24 protein-coding genes, 1 tRNA gene and 2 pseudogenes are annotated in these 24839 nt (G+C 60.5%); 13 read left to right on the top strand and 14 right to left on the bottom strand.

Features of this window, described 5'->3' with window-relative positions; translation table 11 throughout:
• Positions 1–77: 77 nt before the first annotated feature.
• Positions 78–713 carry a hypothetical protein gene (locus AC244_RS02060; protein WP_053247146.1) on the top strand — a complete coding sequence of 212 codons (636 nt, stop codon included), beginning with the start codon at positions 78–80 and terminating at the stop codon, positions 711–713.
• Positions 714–747: 34 nt separating this feature from the next.
• Here AC244_RS02060 and AC244_RS02055 read toward each other — a convergent pair whose 3' ends face one another.
• From AC244_RS02055 to AC244_RS02040, 4 genes are all read right to left on the bottom strand, one after another.
• On the bottom strand, positions 748–1713 hold the full coding sequence (locus tag AC244_RS02055) for a magnesium and cobalt transport protein CorA (RefSeq protein WP_053247145.1): 966 nt from the start codon (positions 1711–1713) through the stop codon (positions 748–750).
• A gap of 79 nt (positions 1714–1792) precedes the next feature.
• Positions 1793–5050 (bottom strand): error-prone DNA polymerase, encoded by a 3258-nt coding sequence (locus tag AC244_RS02050; protein ID WP_053247144.1) that lies wholly within the window; start codon positions 5048–5050, stop codon positions 1793–1795.
• A complete protein-coding gene (locus AC244_RS02045; RefSeq protein ID WP_053247143.1) occupies positions 5047–6558 on the bottom strand; it encodes a Y-family DNA polymerase in 1512 nt (503 codons plus the stop codon). The genes AC244_RS02050 and AC244_RS02045 overlap by 4 nt, the downstream gene beginning before the upstream one ends.
• Positions 6479–7231 (bottom strand): ImuA family protein, encoded by a 753-nt coding sequence (locus AC244_RS02040; RefSeq protein WP_053247142.1) that lies wholly within the window; start codon positions 7229–7231, stop codon positions 6479–6481. Before AC244_RS02040 ends, AC244_RS02045 begins: the two co-directional genes overlap by 80 nt.
• Before the next feature lie 854 nt (positions 7232–8085).
• Between AC244_RS02040 and AC244_RS02035 the strand changes: the two genes are divergently transcribed.
• Positions 8086–8856: an SOS response-associated peptidase family protein gene (locus AC244_RS02035; protein ID WP_082366700.1), complete on the top strand. Its 771-nt coding sequence runs from the start codon at positions 8086–8088 to the stop codon at positions 8854–8856.
• 50 nt (positions 8857–8906) lie between these two features.
• Here AC244_RS02035 and AC244_RS38560 read toward each other — a convergent pair whose 3' ends face one another.
• The gene (locus AC244_RS38560; RefSeq protein ID WP_268750756.1) at positions 8907–9041 is read right to left on the bottom strand and encodes a hypothetical protein; all 135 of its coding nucleotides are present in this window, start codon (positions 9039–9041) and stop codon (positions 8907–8909) included.
• Between the two features lie 245 nt (positions 9042–9286).
• Here AC244_RS38560 and AC244_RS38730 point away from each other — a divergent pair, with 245 nt between their 5' ends.
• Positions 9287–10735, top strand: a complete 1449-nt coding sequence (locus tag AC244_RS38730) for an ATP-binding protein (protein WP_321166219.1) — start codon at positions 9287–9289, stop codon at positions 10733–10735.
• Between the two features lie 272 nt (positions 10736–11007).
• Here the strand turns inward: AC244_RS38730 and AC244_RS38725 are convergent, their stop codons facing one another.
• The 8 genes and pseudogenes from AC244_RS38725 to AC244_RS01995 all read right to left on the bottom strand — a co-directional run bounded on the left by AC244_RS38725 (position 11008) and on the right by AC244_RS01995 (position 15738).
• The gene (locus tag AC244_RS38725; RefSeq protein WP_321166218.1) at positions 11008–11286 is read right to left on the bottom strand and encodes a hypothetical protein; all 279 of its coding nucleotides are present in this window, start codon (positions 11284–11286) and stop codon (positions 11008–11010) included.
• Positions 11287–11652: 366 nt separating this feature from the next.
• Positions 11653–12014, bottom strand: a pseudogene (locus tag AC244_RS34925) (OmpA family protein); the annotation flags it as partial.
• A gap of 1 nt (position 12015) precedes the next feature.
• Positions 12016–12234 (bottom strand): annotated as a pseudogene (locus tag AC244_RS37850) (cysteine rich repeat-containing protein); the annotation flags it as partial.
• Between the two features lie 199 nt (positions 12235–12433).
• Positions 12434–12820 (bottom strand): ParB N-terminal domain-containing protein, encoded by a 387-nt coding sequence (locus AC244_RS02020; protein ID WP_161807831.1) that lies wholly within the window; start codon positions 12818–12820, stop codon positions 12434–12436.
• Between the two features lie 207 nt (positions 12821–13027).
• A complete protein-coding gene (locus AC244_RS02015) occupies positions 13028–13516 on the bottom strand; it encodes a hypothetical protein (RefSeq protein ID WP_053247137.1) in 489 nt (162 codons plus the stop codon).
• A gap of 671 nt (positions 13517–14187) precedes the next feature.
• Positions 14188–14742 (bottom strand): AbrB family transcriptional regulator, encoded by a 555-nt coding sequence (locus tag AC244_RS02005; RefSeq protein WP_053247135.1) that lies wholly within the window; start codon positions 14740–14742, stop codon positions 14188–14190.
• On the bottom strand, positions 14739–14981 hold the full coding sequence (locus tag AC244_RS02000) for a hypothetical protein (protein ID WP_053247134.1): 243 nt from the start codon (positions 14979–14981) through the stop codon (positions 14739–14741). The genes AC244_RS02005 and AC244_RS02000 overlap by 4 nt, the downstream gene beginning before the upstream one ends.
• Positions 14982–15653: 672 nt before the next feature.
• Positions 15654–15738: transfer RNA gene (locus AC244_RS01995), tRNA-Leu, on the bottom strand.
• A 194-nt stretch (positions 15739–15932) separates the two neighbouring features.
• On the opposite strand from AC244_RS01995, the gene lipB reads away from it, so the two are divergent.
• The gene (lipB, locus tag AC244_RS01990; protein WP_053247642.1) at positions 15933–16652 is read left to right on the top strand and encodes a lipoyl(octanoyl) transferase LipB; all 720 of its coding nucleotides are present in this window, start codon (positions 15933–15935) and stop codon (positions 16650–16652) included.
• Between the two features lie 28 nt (positions 16653–16680).
• Here the strand turns inward: lipB and AC244_RS01985 are convergent, their stop codons facing one another.
• Positions 16681–17625 (bottom strand): DMT family transporter, encoded by a 945-nt coding sequence (locus AC244_RS01985; protein ID WP_082366726.1) that lies wholly within the window; start codon positions 17623–17625, stop codon positions 16681–16683.
• Between the two features lie 625 nt (positions 17626–18250).
• Here AC244_RS01985 and AC244_RS01980 point away from each other — a divergent pair.
• The 9 genes from AC244_RS01980 to AC244_RS01940 all read left to right on the top strand — a co-directional run bounded on the left by AC244_RS01980 (position 18251) and on the right by AC244_RS01940 (position 24804).
• On the top strand, positions 18251–18649 hold the full coding sequence (locus AC244_RS01980; protein WP_053247133.1) for a helix-turn-helix domain-containing protein: 399 nt from the start codon (positions 18251–18253) through the stop codon (positions 18647–18649).
• An 81-nt stretch (positions 18650–18730) separates the two neighbouring features.
• Entirely contained in the window at positions 18731–19858 is a 1128-nt protein-coding gene (locus AC244_RS01975; RefSeq protein WP_053247132.1) for an S-(hydroxymethyl)glutathione dehydrogenase/class III alcohol dehydrogenase, read from the top strand.
• An 80-nt stretch (positions 19859–19938) separates the two neighbouring features.
• The gene (locus AC244_RS01970) at positions 19939–20379 is read left to right on the top strand and encodes a YaiI/YqxD family protein (RefSeq protein ID WP_053247131.1); all 441 of its coding nucleotides are present in this window, start codon (positions 19939–19941) and stop codon (positions 20377–20379) included.
• A 41-nt stretch (positions 20380–20420) separates the two neighbouring features.
• Positions 20421–21068 carry a DUF1345 domain-containing protein gene (locus AC244_RS01965; RefSeq protein WP_053247130.1) on the top strand — a complete coding sequence of 216 codons (648 nt, stop codon included), beginning with the start codon at positions 20421–20423 and terminating at the stop codon, positions 21066–21068.
• Positions 21069–21093: 25 nt separating this feature from the next.
• On the top strand, positions 21094–21927 hold the full coding sequence (gene fghA / locus AC244_RS01960; RefSeq protein ID WP_053247129.1) for an S-formylglutathione hydrolase: 834 nt from the start codon (positions 21094–21096) through the stop codon (positions 21925–21927).
• 26 nt (positions 21928–21953) lie between these two features.
• On the top strand, positions 21954–22331 hold the full coding sequence (gene crcB, locus AC244_RS01955) for a fluoride efflux transporter CrcB (RefSeq protein ID WP_053247128.1): 378 nt from the start codon (positions 21954–21956) through the stop codon (positions 22329–22331).
• Positions 22332–22368: 37 nt separating this feature from the next.
• A complete protein-coding gene (locus tag AC244_RS01950) occupies positions 22369–23361 on the top strand; it encodes an RluA family pseudouridine synthase (RefSeq protein WP_053247127.1) in 993 nt (330 codons plus the stop codon).
• The gene (locus tag AC244_RS01945) at positions 23361–24026 is read left to right on the top strand and encodes an HAD-IA family hydrolase (protein WP_053247126.1); all 666 of its coding nucleotides are present in this window, start codon (positions 23361–23363) and stop codon (positions 24024–24026) included. The genes AC244_RS01950 and AC244_RS01945 overlap by 1 nt, the downstream gene beginning before the upstream one ends.
• Entirely contained in the window at positions 24019–24804 is a 786-nt protein-coding gene (locus AC244_RS01940; RefSeq protein WP_053247125.1) for an ATP12 family chaperone protein, read from the top strand. Before AC244_RS01945 ends, AC244_RS01940 begins: the two co-directional genes overlap by 8 nt.
• The last annotated feature ends 35 nt before the right edge of the window (positions 24805–24839 follow it).

Raw genomic sequence — 24839 nt, 5'->3', positions numbered from 1 at the left:
CATCGGAGACGACGGCCGGAGCGTTCAACCAGTATGATGCAACGAGGAAGGCGCGGCACACCCATCTATCGTGTTCGATGTCAAAGCAGAAAAAGAACAATTGCGCGGAGTTGATCAAGACTTGGTCGCTGCCGCCTTCAGCTACGCTCGGGTCATCCGTCCGTGCGAAAGGCATCCTGCTGGAAATTCGAGCGCGGCTTCCCTTGGCGGGTCGCAAGTCGATCGATCTCGAAGCAGGCGTTCTGACCCTGGCGATGCCTGAAGTCTCCAGAGGTGAGTTCCGCTCTGCTTCTGCGATCGTCAAACAGGCACTCGATGGTATCGAGAGCCTGCCTGTGATCCCGCGCGAAATAGAGGATATCCTGACGATCTCCACGACCGAGAGGCATCGGTGGCTCAACGACGGACGCTTGCCCAGCGCGGGAACTCGCACCGTGAAGCTGCGGGGACGCGCGAGGCAGATCACCTTCCACGTATTCGATCCTCGTGTCGTTGAAGACATCCTCGACCGGGACCTGGTTACCGTCTGGCGCGAAGAGGATGCAGAAGCTTCGGCCGAGAACAGGCGGCGCGCGGCATTGAAGGCAAAGCTGACGCGGTCGCTGAAGAGTGGCAGAAAGAGCCCTTCAGAACCGGAAGGCAACCCTGACGATGCCTCCCGTCCGAAGCTGCTCGGCTGGGAAGAGTTCGGGCGCGATGGGCTCCTCCGCTGAGTTTAGGTGTTGCGCAGCCGTTCGTATTCTGCGGCTACAACCAGCCCGCCTTCCTAAAGCGCACGTACAGGATCGCACAGAGGGTCACGATCACGCTTAGGACGACGAAGTATCCGTAGCGGGAACTCAGCTCAGGCATATTCTGGAAATTCATTCCATAGATGCCTGCAATGGCAGTCGGGACGGCGAGGATGGCGGCCCAAGCGGCGAGCTGCCGCGTGATCGTCCCCTGGCGTTGCTGTTCGAGAAGATTGGATGCCTCAAAAACCGACGTCATGATTTCTCTCAGGCCGCCGACCGTGCTTTCAACCCGACGCACATGGTCGTGAACGTCCTTGAAGAACGGCTTCGCGTTGTCATCGACACAGGGCAGTTCCAGATGGACGAGCTTTCCAACGACTTCGCCCATCGGACCAAGAATGCGCTGAAACCGGATCACCTGGCGCCGCATGCGGAAAATGCGCCGGATCTGCTCCGGTTGCAGGAAAGACACCAGGACATGCTTCTCCAGCTCCAGAACCTTGTCTTCCAACGTCTCGACCATTGGCAGGTAGCCGTCGACGACGAAATCGATGATCGCATGGAGGACGTAGTCGGGTCCGTGGGCGAGGAGTTTTGGCGAACGCTCGAGCTGGTCGCGCAGTTCGCTGTGGGCGCGGGCCGAGCCGTGCCTGACCGAAATCAGATGATGCTTGCCCACGAAGATGCAGGTCTCGCCATAGGCGATCTTCTCTCCATCCAGATGCGCCGTCTTAACGACCACGAAAAGCTGGTCCCCATAGATATCGACCTTGGGCATCTGCCGGCCGTTAAGTGCATCTTCGACCGCCAACTGATGGAGACCGAACATCGCCTGGAGGTCAGCCATCTCATCCGGGGTGGGATCGACAAGTCCGATCCAGACGAATTCGCCGTCTGCTGCTTCGAAAGGTTCTGCGGCAAGGGGGATCGCGTCGGCGCGTTTTCCGTCGCGGTAGACGTAGGAGGCAACGATTGTCATAGGGGACCTGTCATGGGAGGGGCTGCAATAGTTTTGCGTAAACGCGGAAGCGTGGCAACCGATTCGATATCTGCGCCGCCTATTGGAAATTTCTCGCCTTGACCTTGAGTGTGTCGATGCGCAGGTCCGGCACGAAGATATCCCGCGGTTGGACCGTTGGTTTCGGCGTATACTTGTGATCCGGCCCACCTCCTCTGGCAAACTCATCACCACTGCCTGGCTGCAGCTTGAACTCGACATCGCGATCGGCGAGGCCTGACAAGTCTTGCGAGAGGTCGATGAGATGCCGCGCGATGAGATGAACAACCTCGCCCTCGCGCTGTATCTTTCCATGGATCGCCATCATCGATGATCCGAGGACAACGCGCCGCTGCTTCTCGAAGAGCGAAGGCCACACGACGATGTTCGCGGGTCCGGTCTCGTCCTCGATGGTGATGAACATGACACCTTTTGCGGATCCTGGCTTCTGCCGAACAAGAACGAGGCCGGCCGCGCAGACCCATCGCCCGTCGCGGGCGTTCATGGCATCCGCGCAGGTGACGATGTTGCGTCGCTGCAGATCCCGCCGGAGGAATGCGACGGGATGCTCCCGGAGTGTCAGCCCCGTGTGCGAATAGTCCTCAACCACGTTGTGGCCTTCGGTCATCTGCCGGAGCTCGACTTCCGGCTCCTGCTGCTCAGCGATAGCCCGCTCCTCGCGTTCTGCGGCGGCGGCGAATAGCGGCAGCGGTTCATCACGAAGAGCCTTGATCGCCCATAGTGCATCGCGTCGCTCGAGCTTCATCGACGGCCGGAATGCGTCAGCCTCGGCGAGCTGCACGAGTGCCTCGGACGGGACGCCGGATCGCCGCCATGCGTCATCGACGCTTTCGAAATCGCTGTTCATTCTCGCTGCAATGATCCTTGCCGCATCGGCGGCAGCCAGCCCCCTGACCATCCGCATGCCCATCCGAACTGCGTGGCGGTCGGTGTTGCCGACGCGCTCGAGCGTGCAGTCCCAGCGGGATCGGTTGATGCAGACGGGCCGAACCTCGACGCCGTGGTTTCGCGCGTCGCCCACGATCTGGGCCGGGGCATAGAACCCCATCGGCTGCGAATTCAGAAGCGCCGCACAGAACGCGTCCGGGTAGTGGCACTTCACGAAGTTGGAGGCGTAGGCGATCAGGGCGAACGACGCTGCATGGGATTCCGGGAAACCGTAGGAACCGAATCCCTCGAGCTGCGAGAACGTCTTCTCCGCGAATTCCGGCGTGTAACCGTTCTTCACCATCCCGGATACGAGCTTGTCCTTGAACCTGCTTACCCCGCCCGTGAACTTGAAGGTCGCCATCGACTTCCGGAGCTGATCGGCCTCCCCGCCCGTGAAGCCCGCGCACACCATGGCGACCCTCATCGCCGACTCTTGAAATAGCGGCACGCCGAGGGTCTTGCCGAGCACGGCTTCCAACTCCGGTGTCGGGTATTCCACAGGCTCCTTTCCTTCCCGTCTCCTGAGGTAGGGGTGGACCATGTCGCCTTGGATCGGGCCCGGACGAACGATCGCCACCTGAACGACCAGGTCGTAGAACGTCCGTGGCTTCAGGCGTGGCAGCATGGCCATCTGGGCGCGACTCTCGATCTGGAAAGTGCCGAGCGTGTCGGCTTTCCTGATCATCGCATACGTGGCGCTGTCCTCCTGCCTTATCGTGGCGAGGTCGAGATCGTCATCCTTGTGCTCTCGGATCAGATCGAAAGCCTTCGACATGCAGGTGAGCATCCCCAAGGCCAACACATCGACCTTCATGAACTTCAGCGCTTCGATATCGTCCTTGTCCCATTCGATGATCTGCCGATCCTTCATGCTGGCAGGTTCGATGGGCACGAGATCGTCCAGCCTGTCGTGGGTCAGGACGAACCCGCCCGGATGCTGGCCGAGGTGCCGCGGCGCGCCCATGAGCTGCTGCGCCAGCTTCAGCGTCAGCACAAGGCGGCGATCTTCAGGGTTGAGGTTAAGCTCGCGGACGTTCCTATCCGTGACCTCCTCCGACCACGACCACATGCCCGACGACAGCGCCTTGATCACGTCCTCGGGCAGGCCGAGCGCCTTGCCGACATCACGGATCGCACCGGGTGCACGGTACCGCGTGACCGTCGCACACAAGGCGGCCTTCTCCCGGGTGTAGGTCTTGTAGATCCACTGGATCACCTCCTCCCGGCGCTCGTGCTCGAAGTCCACGTCGATATCAGGCGGCTCGTCCCGCTCCTGCGAGACGAAGCGTTCGAACAGAAGGTCGTTGGTGGATGGGTCGATGCTCGTGATGCCAAGGACATAGCAGACGGCGCTGTTGGCCGCCGATCCTCTTCCCTGGCACAGGATGCCCTGGCTGCGGGCGAATTTGACGATGCTGAAGACGGTGAGGAAATAGGGCGCGTACCTCATCTTCTGGATGAGGTCGAGCTCGTGGCGGATCGTCTTCAGCACATCCGGCGGCAGACCTTCAGGATATCGCTGCGGTACGCATTCCCAGACGTAGTGCTCCAACGACACCTGTGCCGATTTGCCGGGGACGATCGCCTCTTCCGGATACTGGTAGGTCAACTCCTCCAAGGAGAACCTGCAGCGGTGGACGATCTCCATCGTCCGGGCCAACGCTTCTGGGTGTCGCGGGAACAGGCGCTCCATCTCGTGCGGCGGCTTGAGATAGCGATCCGCGTGCCGTTCGCGCTCAAAGCCGACTTCATCGATCGTCGTATTGTTGCGGATGCACGTGACGATGTCCTGGAGCTGCCGCCTGCCAGGTTCGTGAAAGAGCACGTCATTGGTGACGACGGTTCTGACCTTGAAGCGGATGGCCATGTTGGAGAGCTCGTGCAGCCGGAGCTGATCATTCGGCCGCCGTCGCAGGCACAGCGAGACGTAGGCACGGTCGCCGAAGAGGCCTGCCATCTTCCGAAGCTGCGTCGCGCAGACATCGTCAGGGAGGTCGGGCACGAGCATGCCAATCATTCCCTCGGAATAGGAGGCAACATCGTCCCAGTGCAGGATGCAGTTGTTCTTGCCGCCCCGGGACTTTCCCAGAGTGATCAGCCGGGTCAGCCGGGAATATGCGGCCCGATCTGTCGGATAGACGAGAACCGACATGCCATCCTGAAGGTCCAGCCGACAGCCGACGACGAGCCTGATTCCTGTCGCCCGAGACGCTTCGAGAGCACGCACGATCCCGGCTAGCGAATTCCTGTCAACGACACCGACGGCATCTATGCCAAGCTCCTTGGCAGTCTGGAACAGCTCGTCGGCAGACGATGCGCCCCTGAGAAAGCTGAAGTGGGTGGTGACCTGGAGTTCCGCGTACCTCATGCGAAGATCCCGTGCATGAACCACCTATGCGATCCCGTTTCCGGATCCACACCGTTGCCAGAGCGGAATATCCAAAGCCGCTCGCCCGCATCATCCTCGATGACGAAATAGTCCCGAACGGCTTCGTATTCCGAGCTGCGCCGCCACCACTCCCCGAATATCCGCTCGGGACCGTCAGCACACTTCACCTTTCGGCGCTTGCCACGCCACATGATCCAGACGGGCGGATGGTCCGGCATCAGAGCCATCACATCAATCTGCTCCGGCTGCGCCAGCAGGCGGACGGGCCGCCGCCAGTGGTGGATCCAGGTTGTCTCCACAGGATCCGAGGCGGCATCAATACGGCCTACGGAACGCTCGGTAACATCGGAGGCGACCGGGGCGACACGATAGACGCGCTGACCGCGGTTTCCGTAGATGTCGATCAGCGGTGTCACGTCGGTTACCTCGTCCTCGACCAGAGACGACGACTTCTGGACGTCCTCAAGCGGCTCGGACATGACCGCAACGAGCGTCAGCTTTTCGATGCCAAAGCCCGGCTCGATCTTCTGGGTCTGGTCACGGAAGAGCTTGGTCAGCCACACGACATCGCGGGCAGGTTTTGCGGTACCTGCCCGGACAGCCTGGTGGGTGCCATCGACCTTCTCGACAATGAGATCTGCTCTGCGGACACCGAGGCCTTCCTTCTGAAGCTTGTCGATGAGCTGAGCTATCAGCCGGCCGACGTACTTGTTGATGGTTTCGGCGGCACCGATCGGCTCTGCGAACGCCCGGGCGACCTCGATCAACTCGCGGGTTCTGATTGGATCGATTGGCTCCGGCGTGCGGCCGAACATCTGATCGAGGCGGCGGCCCACTTCGGGTCCGAAGCGGAGGGTCAGCGGCGCACGTGGTGTGTTGGCCAGTTCGCCAATGGATTTAAAGCCCAGCATCTGCAGGTCGCCGATGATCTTTTCAGGCACCCTTAGAAGGGAGATCGGAAGCTTCTCGACCGCCCGGACGATTTCGCCCGCGGGCACGATGAGGGTCTCGCGGCTGATCGCCCGCGCGCAGGCGTGAGCAGCGCCCCACGTATCGGCCACGGCCACCCTCGCCGTGAGCTTCTTCGCGAAGAACTGGTTCGAGATCTTCGTGACCATGGGCAGTTCGCCACCCTGAAGATGGTCGGCGCCTTCGGTGTCGAGCACGATGCCGTCGGGTGCGTCCATGGCAACGATGGGCGAATACTGCGCCAGCGCCCAGAGTGTAATCCTTTCCAGTGCGGCAGCATCAGCCGCAGGATCCGCATCCACCATCATCAGGCCGCGGAATAGCGCCTGGGCCTTGGCGGCCTGCATCCCGACGCGCACGCCGGCCTTTCGTGCGGCAGGATCGGCAGCGGACACCCAGCGCTTCGAACCAGACTTCGCGATCACGGCTATTGCCTGATCAGCCGGGATAGACGGATCGGCGCGACGTATTCGATCGGTCGCCAGATCCGGTAGATAGATGGATACGACCCTTGTCATCGCAGGCTCCAATTTCAAACTCAGCACACTCGCCCGCACGCGATCTCATCAACTCCAGAAGCCACCTCGGCCGACCGACTCCCGGCACCGGAAGCTCCTCGGACGGCAGGACGCTCACTCGCCATCTCGTGGTCGAGGCCGTCGGCTGCCCGAAGTCGTTTGCCTCGGTCTGCCGCCGCCACCGCCTGATCGTGAGCGCCATCGTGCCTGTCCGCTCGGCGGAAAGCTGCAGGCGACGGGAAGCGGTCATCGGCAGCCGGACGATCTCCCCGACGACGGCACCGAGGCCGCCAAAGGAAAGTCCCTCTTCCATATTCGCCAGCACGTCCTCTTCCTTGTCCGACTCGACGAAGATCACTCGGTCGGAATGCAGGCCGACCTGCGCCAGCGCCGGGAAGAAGAGATCCGGCCTCGTCAGGCACCACACAATCGGCCCCTTCGTACGTGCGGCGATCCCTGCTGCGAACAAGGCTGCAGCCGCTCCGTCGACCGTGCCGGAGCCGCCCCCAGCGAACTCATGCAGAGCGCCATTGCTCAGTCCGCCTCCCGGAAGAACCGAGTCGATCTGCGGCACGCCGAACGGCAGACACCCGACCTTCCTCACCGCATGGCGCTCGATGGCGCTGATGCGTTCCCGGAGATCGGCTATGACGTGCGCGGGGACAGCGGACATCGATCACGAATCCTGTTCAGATCGCGTTGAAACTGACGACATCATGTCGCTTGAATGCGAATGTTCCTGTAATGTTCCTTCCCGAAATCAGAGTCAAGACACCCTAAAATATGAATGTCGTCTCACAAGTTTAGTGACGCGAAAGAATATGCCGTTGAATCAGGCACGTAGCCGAATCTCGTAAGTCACCGGCTTTATTGAAAAAAGATTGTGAAGGATTACGCCTATGACCCGGACATTTCGTCATGGAGCCGTTGCCCAGGAAGGCCAAAAAGCCACTCGACTTGTCCTCGACACTGCGGCAGGTGCGCGAATCCCATCATAGAGGTCGAGTGCCGGGCCTGTTGTCACTCAGGTAGCTACGTCCGCGCGGAACTCGTCAAGAAGCATGGTGCCGGCGTTACGTTCGCCCGGCTTGCTCGGATGCGACCGCCTTGTGGATGCGGATGGGGATCGGTGCGGCACTCGGCTCCCATCCCTGCAGCCGACCCCGCCCAGTGGAGTGGCAGATCGCTAGTCGTCTGGAGAACGAGGTACGATATCCAGGATAGCCTCGTCGGAACCGATACATTCTGTGCAGATTCCGAATGCATCTTCGTCGAAGTTGTCCCTGCTTTTCCTCTGATGGCAGCAATCGCAGACGACGGTTCCGCGGCAGGAGAAGCTCGCTGGCGGAAGGATCTCGACAAGAGGCCTTTCGCCCGCACGATTGGCAGGTTCTGGCATGGTAACCTCCCTGAATTCCTATTGGGCTGGAGATAGGAGCGGTCGCCGGTGCTTTCCAGATCGCAGGTGTTGGCAGCTTTATGTTGGTCGGCTACGTTGCGCATCCCAACTGACGGGAGATGACTGGCGTGTGCAACCTATACCGCATGGACGACAGAGATTGGGTCCGGAAATGGGCAATCGATGCCGAGAGCATGATCAACTTGATGCCCACGTATCAAATGAACCCGGACCAGATGGGGCCGATCATCCGCAACACCGCAGACGGTCGCAAGCAGCTCGTCCATGCCCGCTGGGGTCTGCCATCTCCGACACGTGTCCAGGAGGAAGCTGCCGAGGGCCGGGCCGCGAAACTCGCGGCCAAGGGAAAGCCTTTCGATATGGACGAACTCCTGCGGATGGAGCCTGACCGCGGCGTGACGAATGTGCGGAAGCTCCATCTCAAGCACTGGAGGCAATGGTTTGGCGTCGAGCATAGATGCATCGTTCCGGTGACAACTTTCGCTGAACCCGATCCCGACAGTCAGGAGCCGGGAGGGAAAATCCCGAATGCCTGGTTCGGGCGAAACGAAAGCAAAGAGCTTACGTTCTTCGCCGGGATCCACGTCCCGAGGTGGACAAGCGTACGGAAGGTGAAGGACGGGCTGACGACAGACGATCTATACGGATTCCTGACGACGAACCCGAACGACATCGTGAAGCCCATTCACTGGAAGGCAATGCCCGTCCTGCTACTGACGAAGGAGGAGACGGATCTCTGGATGAATGCGCCGTGGGAGGAGGCGCAGCATCTCGCACGTCCGGCGCCGAATGATGCGATCATGATCACATCGCGCGAGCCCTACGGATCCAGCATCGTCTCGACGGACGGAGAACCCGTTCAGGGGACCCTTCTGTGACTGCTACGTTGCACTGGGTCGATACCAAAACAGACGATGAGGCACGCGCGCTAGATCTCATTCTCGTCGATTGCGGGGTTTTCCTTGACATCAAGATCAAGGAAGCTCTCGTCCTCTTTGTTGCCGGTAGGATCCCGCCACGCGGCGACTAGCACCCCTCGTGCTCCCAGGTATTCGTAGGTCATCAGAAGGCTCCATCAGATTGTTTTTGCACTGATTGATTGACAGGATGGCTCGGTCCTACGCAAAATCCGCGGCGCATCCCAAGGGAACGTCGCGTGGAAGAGCTCGAATTTGGACCGTTCACGATTGCCGCCAGGAGACGCACACTGACGCGTGACGGTGTCGCCCTGCCGCTGGGGAGCCGCGCGGTGACATCCTGGCCTATCTAGTGACGCACGCAGGGGAACTTCGGACGAACGCTGAAATCGTGAAACACGTCTGGCCGGACACGTTCGTCGAAGAGGCCAATCTCCGCGTTCATGTTTCCGCGCTTCGAAAAGCGCTGGGGGACATCCAGAAGGAACCGCAATTCATCGCAAATGTCCCGGGTCGGGGGTACATCTTCATTGCCCAGGTTAGACGCAAGGACGCGGTCGGAAACGGTCGGCAGGATGCACGTCTCAAGGTAAGACCAGATCGCGTCGTGTCACGCATATTTGGCCGGGACGAGGCAATCATGTCGATCGAGGCGCAGCTCTCAAGGTCAAAGCTGCTGACGATCGTCGGCCCCGGAGGCATAGGCAAGTCGACCGTCGCGCGGGCACTCACAGCCCCAGACCGCTGTCCATCCGAGGTTGTTTGGGTTGACCTCTCCGAGGTCGCGAACACAAAGCTAGTCCCAACGAGCGTCGCGTCGGCCTTGGGCATACTTTCCCGAAGCGAGGACATTGTCAGTGAAATCACGTCCCACCTCGGAACGCGCGACGTGATCATGGTTCTGGACAGTTGCGAACACGTCGTGGCGAGCGTGGCCCCCTTTGTGGAAGACCTCCTCACTGAGACCCCCGGGCTTCGTGTGTTGGCTACAAGCCGTGAGCCCCTCCGTGCTGCTGGCGAGCGCGTCAACCGAATGCCACCGCTGGAAATTCCGCCGCCCGGCACGACCGCACAGGTGGCGCTTCAGTCATCGGCTGCGCAGTTGTTCGTCGATCGGGCGGATGCCTGCCTTGGAAGCTACGAATTGACAGATGAGGACGCGCCCCACGTCGCGCAAATCTGCGCTCGTCTGGACGGTATCGCGCTCGCCATCGAATTGGCCGCAGGGCGACTTGAGACCGTAGGCATCCAGGCCCTGGCCACGTCGCTCACCGACTGCTTTCGGGTGCTCACCCGGGGTCGTCGGACGGCCTTGCCACGGCACCAGACGCTCCGCGCGACCCTGGACTGGAGTTACATGATACTCCCCGCCCCGGAACAGATAGCTCTACGCGAGCTATCTGTTTTCCCAGGATGGTTCGCGAACGATGCTGCCTCCGCCGTGCTCACGGGCTGCGAACCCGAAGACCTTGTCGCCGCGCTGGTAGCTAAATCGCTCGTCGTTGCCGACGCATCCTCCCGGGAAACCCGCTACCGCCTGCTCGACACAACCAGGCTTTATGCATCGGAGAAACTCGGCCAGGCGAATGAAACCCCCGCCGCGATGGCGCGACTGGCTAGATATCTCGACGCTGTCTTTGAAAGCGCCGAATACGAACTCTATTCAAGTCCGATATCATGCTGGTCGCAGGACTACGCCCAGCATGTCGGAGGTCTGCGGATTGCCTTGGAATGGTCGTTCCGCGAAAGCGACAATGCCCGCTCGGCGTGCGTCTCGCGGTGGCCGCCCTGCCTCTTTTCTTCAGGCTCTCGCTCCTGGACGAGTGCCTGGTCTTCGTAACGCATGCGATTAACTACCTGGACGCCAAGCCAGGCTTGGACGAGCGGAGCCGCATGAAGCTATATGCAGCGCTCGGCTGGCCGCAGATGCGCGCGACCGAAGCGCCGGAGCATGGCATCGCGGCTTGGACGACAGCCCTCAGGATCGCGGAGGAGATCGGCGACCTTGACTATCAGTTGCGTGCGACCTGGGCCCTGTGGGTGGATGCGATCAACCGCGCCGAACCCCGCCTCGGCCTCGAGTACACCGAACGTTTTTGCGTTCTCGCGAAATCATCGCGCGATGGTGCTGACGCGATTGTGGGAAAGCGCATGCGTGGTGCGACATTGCATTGGATCGCCCGTCAGACAGAGGCGCGGGATCAGCTTCGCGAGATGCTCGAAGAATACGAGGCTTTGCAGGAGCGTCACCATTCCGTGCGGTTTCAATTTGATCAGAGGGTCACAGCCCGCATCATCCTCGCGCGAACGCTGTGGCTCCTTGGAGACGAAGGCGGCGCGCTCCGGGAAGTCGAGGAGACCGTACGACATGCTACTGACATCCAGCACCATCTCTCCCTTTGCAACGTACTGGCGGAGGCGGCCTGCCCACTATCACTCCTCTCCGGTAACGACACGCTAGCCGCCCACTACATCGACCTCCTTCGTGAACACACAAAAGCCCTCTCTCTCGACGTGTGGCATGCATATGCCGATTGCTTCGAAGCCGAACTTCACTTGCGGGCGGGTAACCCGGACAAGTGCCTCCAGAAGCTGCGGCCGGCCATGTCCATATTGTGTAAATCGGGTTTTACGCTCTTTCAGACAATCTTTCAGTCCGTTGGCGCGCAGGCGCTAGCCGCCCAAGGCCTATACCCCGACGCCCTACAGATGACGGAGATCGCGATAACCCATTGTGACAAGTCCGAGATTGACCAGTTAGACCCGTCGATTGCCTGCGGCCTGCGGATTGGCTGGATCGAAAGGCCACTCCTCTCCCACACCGATCGCATACAGACGGTCCGGCGCAATCGCAAATGTCGTCGAGAGCGCCTCTGTTATTGCACTGGCGCGCTGCGCGCTGAGTTTGAGATTGTGCATGGCATCGCCGGTCGAGCTCGTATGGCCGAGGACGAGGAAATTGTAGCGCCGCAGGTTGGGATTATGAAGCGCATCGGCGATCAGCCCGACCGTGCGGTGGGTTTCGGTTCGATGGCGACCGGGTCGTTCTCGAATTCGATCTCGACGATCAGTTGCGACAGCTTCGAAAGCTCCTGCCAGTCCGGAAGGCTGCCGACGCCCTGTTGGCGAGACTTTTCCTGCGTGTTGCCCCAGGCAGGACTGGATCCGGCCGTTGCCAAGGTTAAGTCCCTTGCAGAACTTCTTGATGTCGGAGCCGCAGTCGTTGGCAAGTGTGCTCACCGCGTCCGCGTAGCTGATGGTGTCCGCCCGGCTGGGGGCGGCGAAGCAAAAAGCGGCGAGGACTACCGCCGCTGCGAAAACTGCTAGCCTGTTCGTCATCGCACGTCCGATCGTTAACAGCGTTAAACTCGACCGTCAGGGAGGGTGATGGCCACCACCAATGCTTCACACCCCCCTACAAAGAACAGTGTGTTACTGTATGTTACGGTCGCTCCGTCATTTGCGCGAACGCGGAAACGGCACGACGGCAGCGTTGTCGAGCGCCGCCTTGATCTCGTCCCGAAGACTGTTCACCAGTTTAACGCAGCCGCACCTTCCTAGAAGGTTTAAATTTCTTCGTTCTTGTTATGAACGGCAGGCTTTCCTCGTACGGAATGAGAAACATGAGGAATTCCTTCGCCCCTTCCCTGTGAAGCCTATGGATCCTGTGGTGACCATCGACAACCCTTGTTTCTCCGTTCTCCAGTCTCACTGATATTGGAGGAGCCTGCAGTCGTTCGATTGTCATCGACGCGATGCGGCTTTCGTCAACTTCTTTGTAGCCGGAAATGTGGTGGAGGAAATCTTCGGTAATCTCACAAGGAAGTGGCCCATAACGATAGGGATTGAGCGCCACTAAGCTGTTTAGGCCGGAAACGTCGTATTCCAAATTGTTAAAAGTGAAAACTTCTCTCATTGAACTCACTGAGCAATTCTCCCCGCGCCAAGCCGACACAATCTCTCCATCCATGACAGCCCGGGGTTGTCGGTATCTTAATTGAGAACGTCCGCCGGCAATTTCCTTAGGCTCCGTTTAATGGAAGATTTACAACGACGGTCAGGCCGCAGAGCGCGCAAAGCAGGTGGCCGATTATCGCTCGCCCTTGTGGACGAGCGCGCAGAACGTAGTCGATCACGTAGCAGGGTTACTGAGGGCGCTCAGCGAGTGGCTGTAGTTCGCGTGCTTCGGATCGTGAATGTACTGAATTCTGACATCGGTTTCAGAGCAAACGACGGTCTCCGCGTTCGGCAGTGCTGGAACGACCTCCTGCAGGGTCTTGAGCGTTCTCGTCCTCCCGGTCTCGTCGCGACCGCCGCCTTTCGTTAAGGACACGTCGAGCACCACCTTCACGCCGGAGCGAAATTCCGCGAAGCGTCGGAAGATCTGCGTTGGGACATAGCTGCGGTCGACCCTGATATCATTTCCGATAGGTTCCGAGATAGTGTCGTGCTCGTCGTCTTCCCCCATGAGCACAACTTCTGTCCAATCGGATGACAGGTCGACCGTGTGTCGTAACGCATAGCTGACGTCAAAAACGGATTCTTCCCTGCCCTGGACGTCGAAGGTGAAGCGGACAAATGCCTCGGCCTCATCGTCGTAGCCGATAGTGACCTCGTACACGACACCGTTCTTGCAGGACCGGTATCGGATGCCCGCAGGCGATACTGTGAGGCCAGAGACCTTCGCGCCGATGCCGAAGTTTCCCTTTATCGACTAGGTTGCGCGCTATGGCTAACCAAGTAAGCGCCCGGGATGGTCAGCACTTTGCGTTTTGCACCACGGCCGATTATGTTAGAAGAAGATTTGCGATCGCGTTCCCAAAGCTATTTGTCCGAGTCTCTGGGGGCGCTCTTCTTCAGCGTTTCTCTGCGCCTCCCCTGGGACACAATCTTGCGTCCGACATTGGCAGGCACGAATCCTATCTTTGACAGCGCTTCGCCAAACGTTTTGTTGTCGTCGACTGGTTTCCCGATCGGGCGAGAGTCGTTGGCTTTGTTCACATCGTCCTTTCCACCTTGTGGCATCCTAGTCTCCATTTTCGACCGCCCTCTGTCGTCTGCATCCTACCACATTTAAGGCAATCGACCTGACGCTGCCTGTTGCCACAACGTTGCGGTCGGTCGAAGCGATGTAAAGCAGGGCGTTCATGACCTCACACAGCCTTCCTACGCGATCTGCCGAGCCTGCGGTCAAACGGCATTGGCCCATCGAGTTTGCCACCTGAGCATCGAGGTATCTGCCCAATGTCTAGCGCAGGCATGGGGGGTGACGTGACGTTTATCTATGCTCTTTCACATATTTAAACACCAACGCCGACCCCCGACTACCAGCAGGACGCGGACGATGTGATGGAAGACAACGAACGGCACTTCTATCTCGAGTGACAGTGCAATGATGCTCATCTCAGCCACGCCCCCTGGCGAGTAGGCAAGCATAAGTGTGATGAACCAATCACCGGTGAAATAGGCGAGGCCCCCGGCAAAGTCCAGCGAGATGCATAGCAGAAGGAAGGTGGATCCGATCGAGAGACCGATAACCTTCAGGATCTTCCGTGGTGACGCCATTGCGAAGCGACATCCGACCGTGGTACCGATCACCACCTGCGCCGCGGCCAGTGCGACGCTCGGCATTTCGAAGTCGGTCACGCCAGAGAAATGCAGGACGGCACTGACGGCCATCGGCCCCATGAGGTATCGGGCTAGAAGCCGGAGGTCGATCCCCGCCCCGACACCCAGGACGACGGCCGCAGTGAACCACTGCAAGATCCGTGAGTTCGACGTTCGCAAGGGGAACATAGCTGATTCCAGTCCGGGCTTCACGGTGATTTCGGCAACTTCGAGGATCATTTGCCTGCTGTTTCAGCTTCTCCGGTTGAAAAAGTTTCGATCCAGAACTGGTCGGAAGGCTTCGTCAGATTTCGTTCGATACGGCGGTTCCAGTGACATGCTTCCGCCAGTGCCCGTCGCAGCAGGTGACGATGCTCCAGCTTGAGGCGTTCAATCAGTGCTAGACTGAGTCCGTTCATGTTGATGGTTTCGGCTCTGTCAGTATTCGAACCGGATTCTAGGCGGCGGGTATCGACCATTCGCTCATCGGACCCGGAATCTCACTACAGGCCGACTACGCGCTCTGCATTATGAAATCGCTCGACTTCTGATCATTATGATCATATAGTGATCATAATGATCAATGCACAACAAGCGCTTGCTAATGGAGATTAAGAAGGTCGCGAGCAGGCCGGATGGCGGGCAAGACTGGTTGGATCGAGAGCGGCTGCAGTTGATCCTATTGGTTGGGAACTATGGCCGTTCGGGCGTTATGCCTTGCCACCCCTTTTCATCTGTCCATGCTAACCCGCCCGGCAACCAACGACCCGGATATCGCTGGACGGGCGGCAGGCAAAAATCGCTCCTCGATGCAAGGTAACAAGACCGTGGGACGATTTGCGCTTATCGCTGTCACAAAAAACAATGCTCCTCGTCATCGATGCACCGGTAGTGCGTAGATTTGCATGGATCCCTAATACGCCTTCCCGTGGATTTTTCACGAGGAAAGCGGAAGTCCGGAATCCTTTGAACGGCTAGTTCGCCGTCTCGCCACGCAGCGTGATCACAAGGATTGAAATGTGAGCGGATTCCTAGCACGACTTCAAATTGGAATTGAGTGCGCAGTGGGACTCAAAGTGGGCTCATTCTGGGACACAAAGGATTCATAAGAAATAAAAAAAACAATACAAATCAATATCGCCCAGAAGGCTTGGTGCGGTCGAGAAGACTCGAACTTCCACGGGTTGCCCCACAGCGACCTCAACGCTGCGCGTCTACCAATTCCGCCACGACCGCATCGTGGTAGGCGCCGAATTGCTCCGGCGGGGCTGCATGTAGCAAAAGCCTCTGGGGTGCACAAGGGCATGACGACAGAAATTTGACGGGAAAAGAAACTATTTCAACAGCCTCCTCGCGAAGCCCTGCAAACGCTGGACTCTTGTCGCGCGCCGTCCCATGTACAGGGGATCAAAACAGGAATGCAGACGGAAATGCAGCGCGAAAATCTGAGCCAGGACATGTTCGCCCCGCCGGAATCACCCCCGGTTCGCTGGCGGATCGCCCCTCACCTCGTCGATTATCCACAGGCAGTTGAAACGATGGAGCGGGAAGCCGCCGCCATTGCCGCCGGCACCGCCGACGAACTGGTCTGGCTGGTCGAACATCCGCCGCTTTATACCGCGGGCACAAGCGCCGACGCCGCCGACCTGGTGATGCCCGACCGGTTCCCGGTGTTTGCGACCGGACGCGGCGGCGAATACACCTATCATGGACCCGGCCAGCGGGTTGTCTACGTCATGCTGGATCTCAAGCGCCGGCGACAGGACGTACGCGCCTTTGTCGCCGCGTTGGAAAGCGTTGTTATCTCGACGCTCGATTCGATGAACGTCAAAGGCGAACGGCGCGAGGATCGCGTCGGCGTCTGGGTTCGCCGACCGGAAAAACCGTCGCTCCCCGACGGGTCGATGGCCGAAGACAAGATCGCGGCAATCGGCATTCGCCTGCGCCGCTGGGTGAGCTTTCACGGTTTCTCGCTCAACGTCGATCCAGATCTCGACCATTTCGGCGGCATCGTGCCCTGCGGCATCCGCGGCTACGGCGTCACCAGCCTGGTCGATCTCGGCCTGCCGGTTATGGTGCCTGATGTGGACATGCGGCTGCGCGAAGCCTTCGAGACGGTCTTCGGCCCTACCCGCAACGACGAAGCCTGAACGAGGAGGCGTCAGGAGTCGGCGTGTATCACGGTGCTTCGATGGATCGAACGCCGGCCTGACGCTCGCGCCAGATCATGAAAAGCCCTGACACGACGATGATCGCTATGCCCAGCCATTTCGAGACCGATGGAAAGTCGCCGAAGATCAGGTAGCCAAGGGCCGTCGCGGTGACGATTTCGAAATAGGCAAACGGCGCCAACAGCGAAACGGGTGCGGCCTGGAAGGCCTTGACCACCAGCAGGTGGCCATAGCCCGAAAGCGAGCCGAGGATGACGACGAGCACCCAGCCGAGTGCCGTCTTCGGCAAGGACGGCTCGAAATCCGCGACACCCATGCCGTTACCGATCGCAATCACGCCGACCATGAACAGCGTTCCGCCGATACCGGCGATCGTCTGCATCGTCAGCGGGCTGTCGGCCGTTCCGACCGCGCGATTCAAAAGGAGATAGAACGCAAAGACCGTGGCGCAGGCGACCGGTAGCAAAGATGTTGTGCCGAACGCTGCGAAACTCGGCTGGATGACGATCATCGCGCCGGCAAAACCGATCGCGATCGCCAGCCAGCGGCGCCAGTCGACTTTCTCGCGCAGGATCAGCGCTGAAAGGCAGGTCAGGATGAACGGTTCGACGAAGTAGATCGCAAATACGTCGGCGAGCGGCATGTATTTCACCGAAATGAAAAAGAACAGCGCAGCCGCCGCCAGAAGGACACCACGCAGCAAATTGAGCCAGAGACGTTTCGGACGCAGCGCCCGCACGCCCCCGATCTTGATGAGCAAGGGCAGTGTCGCGACAAGCTGGAAGAAGAAGCGGTAGAAGGTCACCTGCGCCGGCGCCATGCCCTCAAAGACGGCCATGTATTTGGCGATCACGTCCATGCCCGGCAGGATCACCATGGCAAAGAGCATGATGGCGACGCCCTGCATTACCGTGTTGTGGGGATTGGCTGCTGTCGATACCGGCGCGGTCATGGGCTTGTTCCGATTCGGATGCGCCACCTTATACCAACCTGCACTGATATTGACCTCTTGCGCCGGAGCGATTTTGGTTTCCGGCAAGGAGAGAACCGGAAGCGGACCCAAGCGGTCCGGTGAGGATTATCGACGCCGTCCGGAGGCCAAAAGCGCCCGGCCCTTCGGGTGGGTCGCCTGTCGGCCACCGGCAGCGTCGCAATCCTCGACCGATGCTACTGCATAATTCCTTAAATCGGATCCGATTTAAGGATAAAATTATGCAGCAAGTTTAAAGCGTTACAGTGTCCTTTGCGCGTCAGATTTGACGCGCGGCGCTGTAAGGCATCGCTCTGCGATATGCTCCTTGCCAGAGGACCGCAGGCGATCCCACGCAATAGGTCAATATCAGTGCAGGTTGGTATTGGAACGTTCGCAGCGCTTTTCAACGCGTGCGGGTACGGCACGGCAGAGCGTGTTTCACCGTCCGAGCCGCTTTTGACCGCGTTTTTGCCGCTCCGGGGTGGTCCCCGACGGGCCGAATGCCTATAAGCTCACTTCATCTTCCGCCCCGGAGGAGAAGCTTTCTCACTTCTCTGATCAGAAACCGGGACCTTTGAACGTAACCGTGGCAAAGGAGATATCCATGCGCTTGTCCACCGAAACGATGATTGCTCGCCTGCGCGATACCGGCGATGGAGATACGCTGGGCGGACGCATCTGGCGCGCGCGCGACGCAGCCAATCTTTCGACCAAGGATCTCGCCGATCAGCTCGGCGTACGGATAGAAACGGTCGCCGCCTGGGAGCGCGATCGGGCAGAGCCGCGCACCAACCGCCTGTTCATGCTTGCCGGTGTGCTCGGCGTCACACCCGCCTGGCTGATCGCCGGCATGGGCCGCGCACCGGACGACGAGACGAAGACCGCTTCCGGCGAAAGCCTTCGCGAACAACTCGCACTCGTCAAGAAATTGCACGAACAGACCGGCAAGGCGATTGCGGCTCTTGAGATGGAACTCAATCGCGTCCAACAGACTATTCGTTAGTTCATTGCCGATTCCAACGGGCGACATTGGCCGATGCGCCGATGCCGCCCGAGATCATTCTTAGTTGAAGGGAGAAAACAGATGGATGTACGCGCCGCCGTCGCCGTTCAGGCCGGCAAGCCGCTGGAAGTGATGACCGTTCAGCTCGAAGGCCCGCGGGCCGGCGAGGTGCTGATCGAGGTCAAGGCCACCGGCATCTGCCACACCGACGATTTCACGCTGTCGGGCGCCGACCCGGAAGGTCTGTTCCCGGCGATCCTCGGCCATGAGGGCGCCGGTATCGTCGTCGATGTCGGCCCGGGCGTCACCTCGGTCAAGAAGGGCGATCACGTCATCCCGCTCTACACGCCCGAATGCCGCTCCTGCCCGTCGTGCCTGTCGCGCAAGACCAATCTGTGCACGGCGATCCGCGCCACCCAGGGCCAGGGGCTGATGCCGGACGGCACCTCGCGCTTTTCGATCGGCAAGGACAAGATCCATCACTACATGGGCTGCTCGACCTTCGCCAACTACACCGTGCTGCCGGAGATTGCCGTCGCCAAGGTCAACCCCGACGCGCCGTTCGACAAGATCTGCTACATCGGCTGCGGCGTCACCACCGGCATCGGCGCGGTGATCAACACGGCCAAGGTCGAAATGGGCGCCACCGCGATCGTCTTCGGCCTCGGCGGCATCGGCCTCAACGTCATCCAGGGGCTCAGGCTGGCCGGAGCCGACATGATCATCGGCGTCGATCTCAACAACGACAAGAAGGCCTGGGGCGAACGCTTCGGCATGACCCACTTCGTCAACCCGAAGGAGGTGGGCGACGATATCGTTGCCTATCTCGTCAACATGACGAAGCGTGGTGCCGACCAGATCGGCGGTGCCGATTATACCTTCGACTGCACCGGCAACACCAAGGTGATGCGCCAGGCGCTCGAAGCCTCGCATCGCGGCTGGGGCAAGTCGGTGGTGATCGGCGTTGCCGGCGCCGGCCAGGAGATTTCCACCCGGCCGTTCCAGCTCGTCACCGGCCGCAGCTGGATGGGCACCGCCTTCGGCGGCGCCCGCGGCCGCACCGACGTGCCAAAGATCGTCGACTGGTACCTGGAGGGCAAGATCGAGATCGACCCGATGATCACCCACACCATGGCGCTTGAAGAGATCAACAAGGGCTTCGCGCTGATGCATTCCGGCGAAAGCATTCGCAGCGTGGTTCTCTACTAAGCTCGCAATCCGATTCAGGAAGGCGCCGGAATCGATTGTATTCCGGCGCTTTTTCAGTCCTTTTGAGAAATTGATTCAAGATGATCTATGTCGATGCCGATGCCTGCCCGGTAAAGGCAGAAGTGCTGAAGGTGGCCGAGCGCCACGGCTTCGAGGTGACGTTTGTCGCCAATTCGGGCTTGCGCCCATCACGCGACCCGATGGTGCACAACGTCATCGTGTCGGCAAGCTTCGACGCCGCCGACGACTGGATCGCCGAACGCGCGCATGACGGCGATATCGTCGTCACCGCCGACGTGCCGCTTGCGGTTCGTTGCGTGGCTGCCGGCGCATTTGTCACCGGCCCGTCCGGTCGCGTCTTCGACAAGAGCAATATCGGCATGGCCTCGGCGATGCGCGACCTTGGCCAACACCTGCGCGAGACCGGCGAAAGCAAGGGGTACAATGCCGCCTTCACCCAACGCGACCGCTCGACCTTCCTCGAGACACTTGACCGACTCGCGCGCCAGACGAAAAAGTGAGAGCGCAGCGCCGAGCCGCAAGGGATAGCAAGGGCATTTCGATGACAGCGACGACAAGGCTCAGGCACTGGCCGTTCTACACCGCATCGCTGTGCGCCTTCACCAGCCTGCCGATCATGTGGTTCCTCGCTTCGAGTTACCTTCTCGAAGTCGCGGCAATCACCTTTTTCTGCGTCTACCTCATCATGAGCGGCCGACGGCTGCGGATGATGACCGGAAAGCACCTGAAGACACACGCGCGAAACACGGACGAGCCCGAGGCGGTGATTTTCCTGGTCACCTTCGGAGCGGCTGCGACCTCGCTCGCCTCCCTGTTCTTCGCGCTCAACGGACAGGGTACGAGGCCGACACTCGAGCTGGCACTGGCCTTTGCCTCCGTCGTTCTCGGCTGGGCAACCATCCATGTGATGGCGGCAATGCACTATGCCCATGTCTATTGGGTGTCGGGTGGTGATGGGCAATCCCCTGCGCCGCAGCGCGGCCTCGATTTTCCAGAAACACCCGAGCCCGGTGGTTACGACTTCCTCTATTTTTCCTTCGTAATCGGCATGACCGCCCAGACATCGGACGTCGCCCTCACCTCCACGGCGATGCGGCGCATCAACCTGATGCACGCCATCGTTTCCTTCTTCTTCAACACCGTGCTTGTCGCCGCTGCGGTCAACGCGGCCGTGCAACTCGCCGGCTGATCCAACGATACCCAAGGAGCATTTGATGAAAGTCCTCTCGCAGAACACCGCATTCGGCGGCATGCAGGGCGTCTTCTCGCACGAGTCCGTGGCCTGCAAGGGCGAGATGACTTTCGCGGTCTTCGTCCCGCCCCAGGCGATCAAGGAGCCACGGCCGGTGCTCTGGTATCTCTCGGGCCTCACCTGCACCCATGCCAACGTGATGGAGAAGGGCGAATACCGCCGCATGGCCGCGGAACTGGGGCTGATCGTCGTCTGCCCAGACACAAGCCCGCGAGGCACGGATGTTCCGGACGAGCTCACCAACTGGCAGATGGGCAAGGGTGCCGGTTTCTACCTCGACGCCACGCAAACGCCGTGGTCCGAGCACTATCAGATGTACAGCTACATCACCGAGGAGCTGCCGGCCTTCGTCAGCCAGCACTTCCGGATCGACATGAGCCGACAGGGCATTTTCGGACATTCGATGGGCGGCCACGGCGCAATGACCATCGCGCTCAAGCACCCGGACCGCCTCCGCAGCTGCTCGGCCTTCGCACCGATCGTCGAGCCGTCGACGGCCGACTGGTCCATCGGCGCCTTCGAGAAATACCTCGGCGAGGACCGGGCTACGTGGCGGCAATACGATGCCTGCGCGCTCGTCAAGGACGGCGCCCGGTTCCCAGAATTCCTCATCGACCAGGGCAAGGCGGACAGCTTCCTCGACAACGGCCTGCGGCCATGGCTTTTCGAGGAAGCGATCAAGGGGACCGGCATCGGTCTGACGCTGCGCATGCACGAGCGCTACGATCACTCCTATTATTTCATCTCGACCTTCATGGACGATCATCTGAAGTGGCACGCCGAGCGGCTGGCCTAATCCACGGGAAACGGCCGGAGTCTCCGATGTCGCATCTTCTCCTCGTCGGTGCCGGCGGCGCTATCGGATCGATGGCCCGCTATCTCCTGGGCCTCTGGACGCTGCAGCGATGGGGACCGGGCTTTCCCTGGGGAACGCTCGGCGTCAACGTCACCGGCTCGTTCCTGATCGGATTGCTCGCCGAGCTGATCATGCGCAAATTCGGCGCATCGGCGGAGATGCGGCTGTTCCTGATCACCGGCGTGCTCGGCGGCTACACCACCTTCTCGGCCTTTTCGCTGGACGCGATCATGCTGTTCGAGCGCGGCGATGTCGCGCTCGCGCTCGGCTACGTCGCCGCCAGCGTCGTGCTTTCGATCCTCGCGGTATTTGCCGGGCTGGCCCTGATGCGCGCAATGGTCTAAAGGCTGCCTCTAAAGAACAGGAAGCAGGTTCGCTGAGATGGCAGGCATAGAACACAAGCAGGTGGACGGCGACGAGGCAGGCATGCGCCTCGACCGCTGGTTCAAGGTGCATTTCCCCGGACTGGGTTTCGGTCCGCTGCAGAAACTTTTGCGCTCGGGCCAGATCCGTGTCGATGGCGGCCGCGTCAAATCCGACACGCGCCTGCAGCCCGGCCAGACGGTCCGCATCCCTCCCCTTGGCGTCGATGCGAAAGAGATAAAGACAGGCCCGATCGCCGGTCGCGACCTTCGCCATTCGCCCGATGGCGAGTTGCTGTCGCGCATGGTGCTGCATGAGGATGCGAAGGTCATCGTGCTGAACAAGCCGGCCGGCCTCGCCGTCCAGGGCGGCTCCGGCGTCAACCGGCACATCGACAAGATGCTCGAGGCATGGACCAACCAGCGTGGCGAAAAGCCCCGTCTGGTGCACCGCCTCGACCGTGACACTTCCGGTGTGCTTGTCATTGCCCGCACGCGTGGCGCCGCGCAGAAGCTGACTGCCGCCTTCCGCGAACGCGACACCAAGAAGACCTATTGGGCGCTGGTCAAGGGTGTCCCGCGCAAGCGCGAAGACCGCATTTCGACCTGGCTGGTCAAGGAACAAACGCCGGACGGCGACCGCATGCGCATCGCCAAACATGGCGAGGACGGCGCGGACCACGCCATTTCCTATTATCGTGTGCGCGAGCAGGCGGCACAGAATCTCGCCTGGCTGGAGATGGAGCCCTATACCGGCCGTACCCATCAGCTGCGCGTACATGCCTTGCACATCGGCCATCCGATCCTCGGCGACCCCAAATACTTCGACGCGGATGTCAACTGGAGCTTGCCCGGCGGCATGCAGAACCGACTGCACCTGCACGCGCGCCATATCGATATCCCGCATCCGGACGGTGGTCGCCTGCGGGTAACCGCACCGCTGCCGCCGCACATGGTCCAGAGCTGGAACCTGCTTGGCTTCGAAGAAAACGAGCCTGGCGAGGACGACTGATGAAACTGGCGCTTTTCGATTGCGACGGCACGCTGGTCGACAGCGGCGGTCTCATCCATGAAGTGATGGCACGGACCTTCGAAGCCTTCGACCTCGATCGACCCGAAATTTCCGCGACCAAGGGCATTATCGGCCTGACGCTCGACATCGCCATTGCCCGCCTGCTCGAACGCGAGCATGTCGACGAGCAGGCGCTGGCAATGACAGCGCACTACAAGGCGATCTTTGCCGGCGTTCGTGCGGAAGCTGGCTTTCAGGAGCTGCTGTTTCCGGGCATCGCAGAGATGATGCAGACACTTTCCGGCCGCGACGAACTGCTGATCGGCGCAGTGACGGGCAAATCGCGACGCGGCCTGACGCATATTGCCGAGACCCACGGCTTTGACCGGATGTTCTTCGTGTCGCGCACCGCCGACGACTGCCCTTCAAAGCCGCATCCGGCAATGGTAACGGAATGCTGCTCGCAGGCCGGGATCGATCCGAGCGACACCGTCGTCATCGGCGATGCGATTTATGATATGCAGATGGCGAAGGCCGCCGGCGCTGCCGCCATCGGTGTCGCGTGGGGTTATGCCGGTGTATCCGATCTCGTCGAGGCGGGTGCCGATTACATTGCACGGACGCCGGCCGACATCATTGAGTGGATGGAACACTATCATGCCTGATATTCGCGACGAACTCAGCGGTGCGTTGAGCCACGAGGACCCGGTCCGGCGCGCGCAGATCCAGATGCTGAAGCCGCTGCCCAAGCGCTTCTACAAGGACGTCAGCATCGGCGCCTCGGAAGACGGCGGCCACAGCGTCCTGCTTGACGGCCGGCCGGTCCGCACGCCGGCGAAACATCCGCTTGCAGTCCCCACCCTCAGGCTTGCCGAGATGCTGGCAGCCGAATGGGATGCGCAGGTCGAAGTCATCGATCCCGCCAAGATGCCGGTCACCCGGATCGTCAATACGGCGCTCGACGGTGTTGCCAAGGACCAACGCTCGGTTTTCGAGGACGTGCTGCGCTTTGCCGGAACCGATCTGCTCTGCTACCGCGCCGACAGCCCGGAAGGGCTCGTCGGACGGCAGAACGCCGTCTGGAATCCGGTGCTCGAATGGGCCGCGCAGTCGCTGGGCGCCCGTTTCATTCTTGCCGAAGGCGTCATCCACCAGGAACAGCCTGGTGAGGCGATCACTGCCTATGCAGAGGGTCTACGCGCTTTTGCGACGCCGCTTGGCCTGACCTGCGTGCATACGATCACCACCTTGACCGGCTCGGCCCTGCTTGCGGTTGCGTTCGCATCCGGCCGGCTGACGGCCGAACAGGCCTGGACCGCGGCCCATGTCGACGAAGATTGGCAGATCGAGCATTGGGGCACGGACGAGGAGGCGTTCAAGCGCCGCGAAGCCCGTTGGCAGGAAATGCAGGCGGCAGCAGCCGTTCTCGACGCGCTGCGGTAGCGGCGCGCCGGGACACATTGCGAAAGAATTACGAG

This window comes from Ensifer adhaerens, from assembly GCF_001270265.1.
Taxonomy (GTDB): domain Bacteria; phylum Pseudomonadota; class Alphaproteobacteria; order Rhizobiales; family Rhizobiaceae; genus Ensifer; species Ensifer adhaerens_B.
Note: the sequence above shows the minus strand (reverse complement) of the source record. Positions and strands in the feature narration are given on the sequence as shown.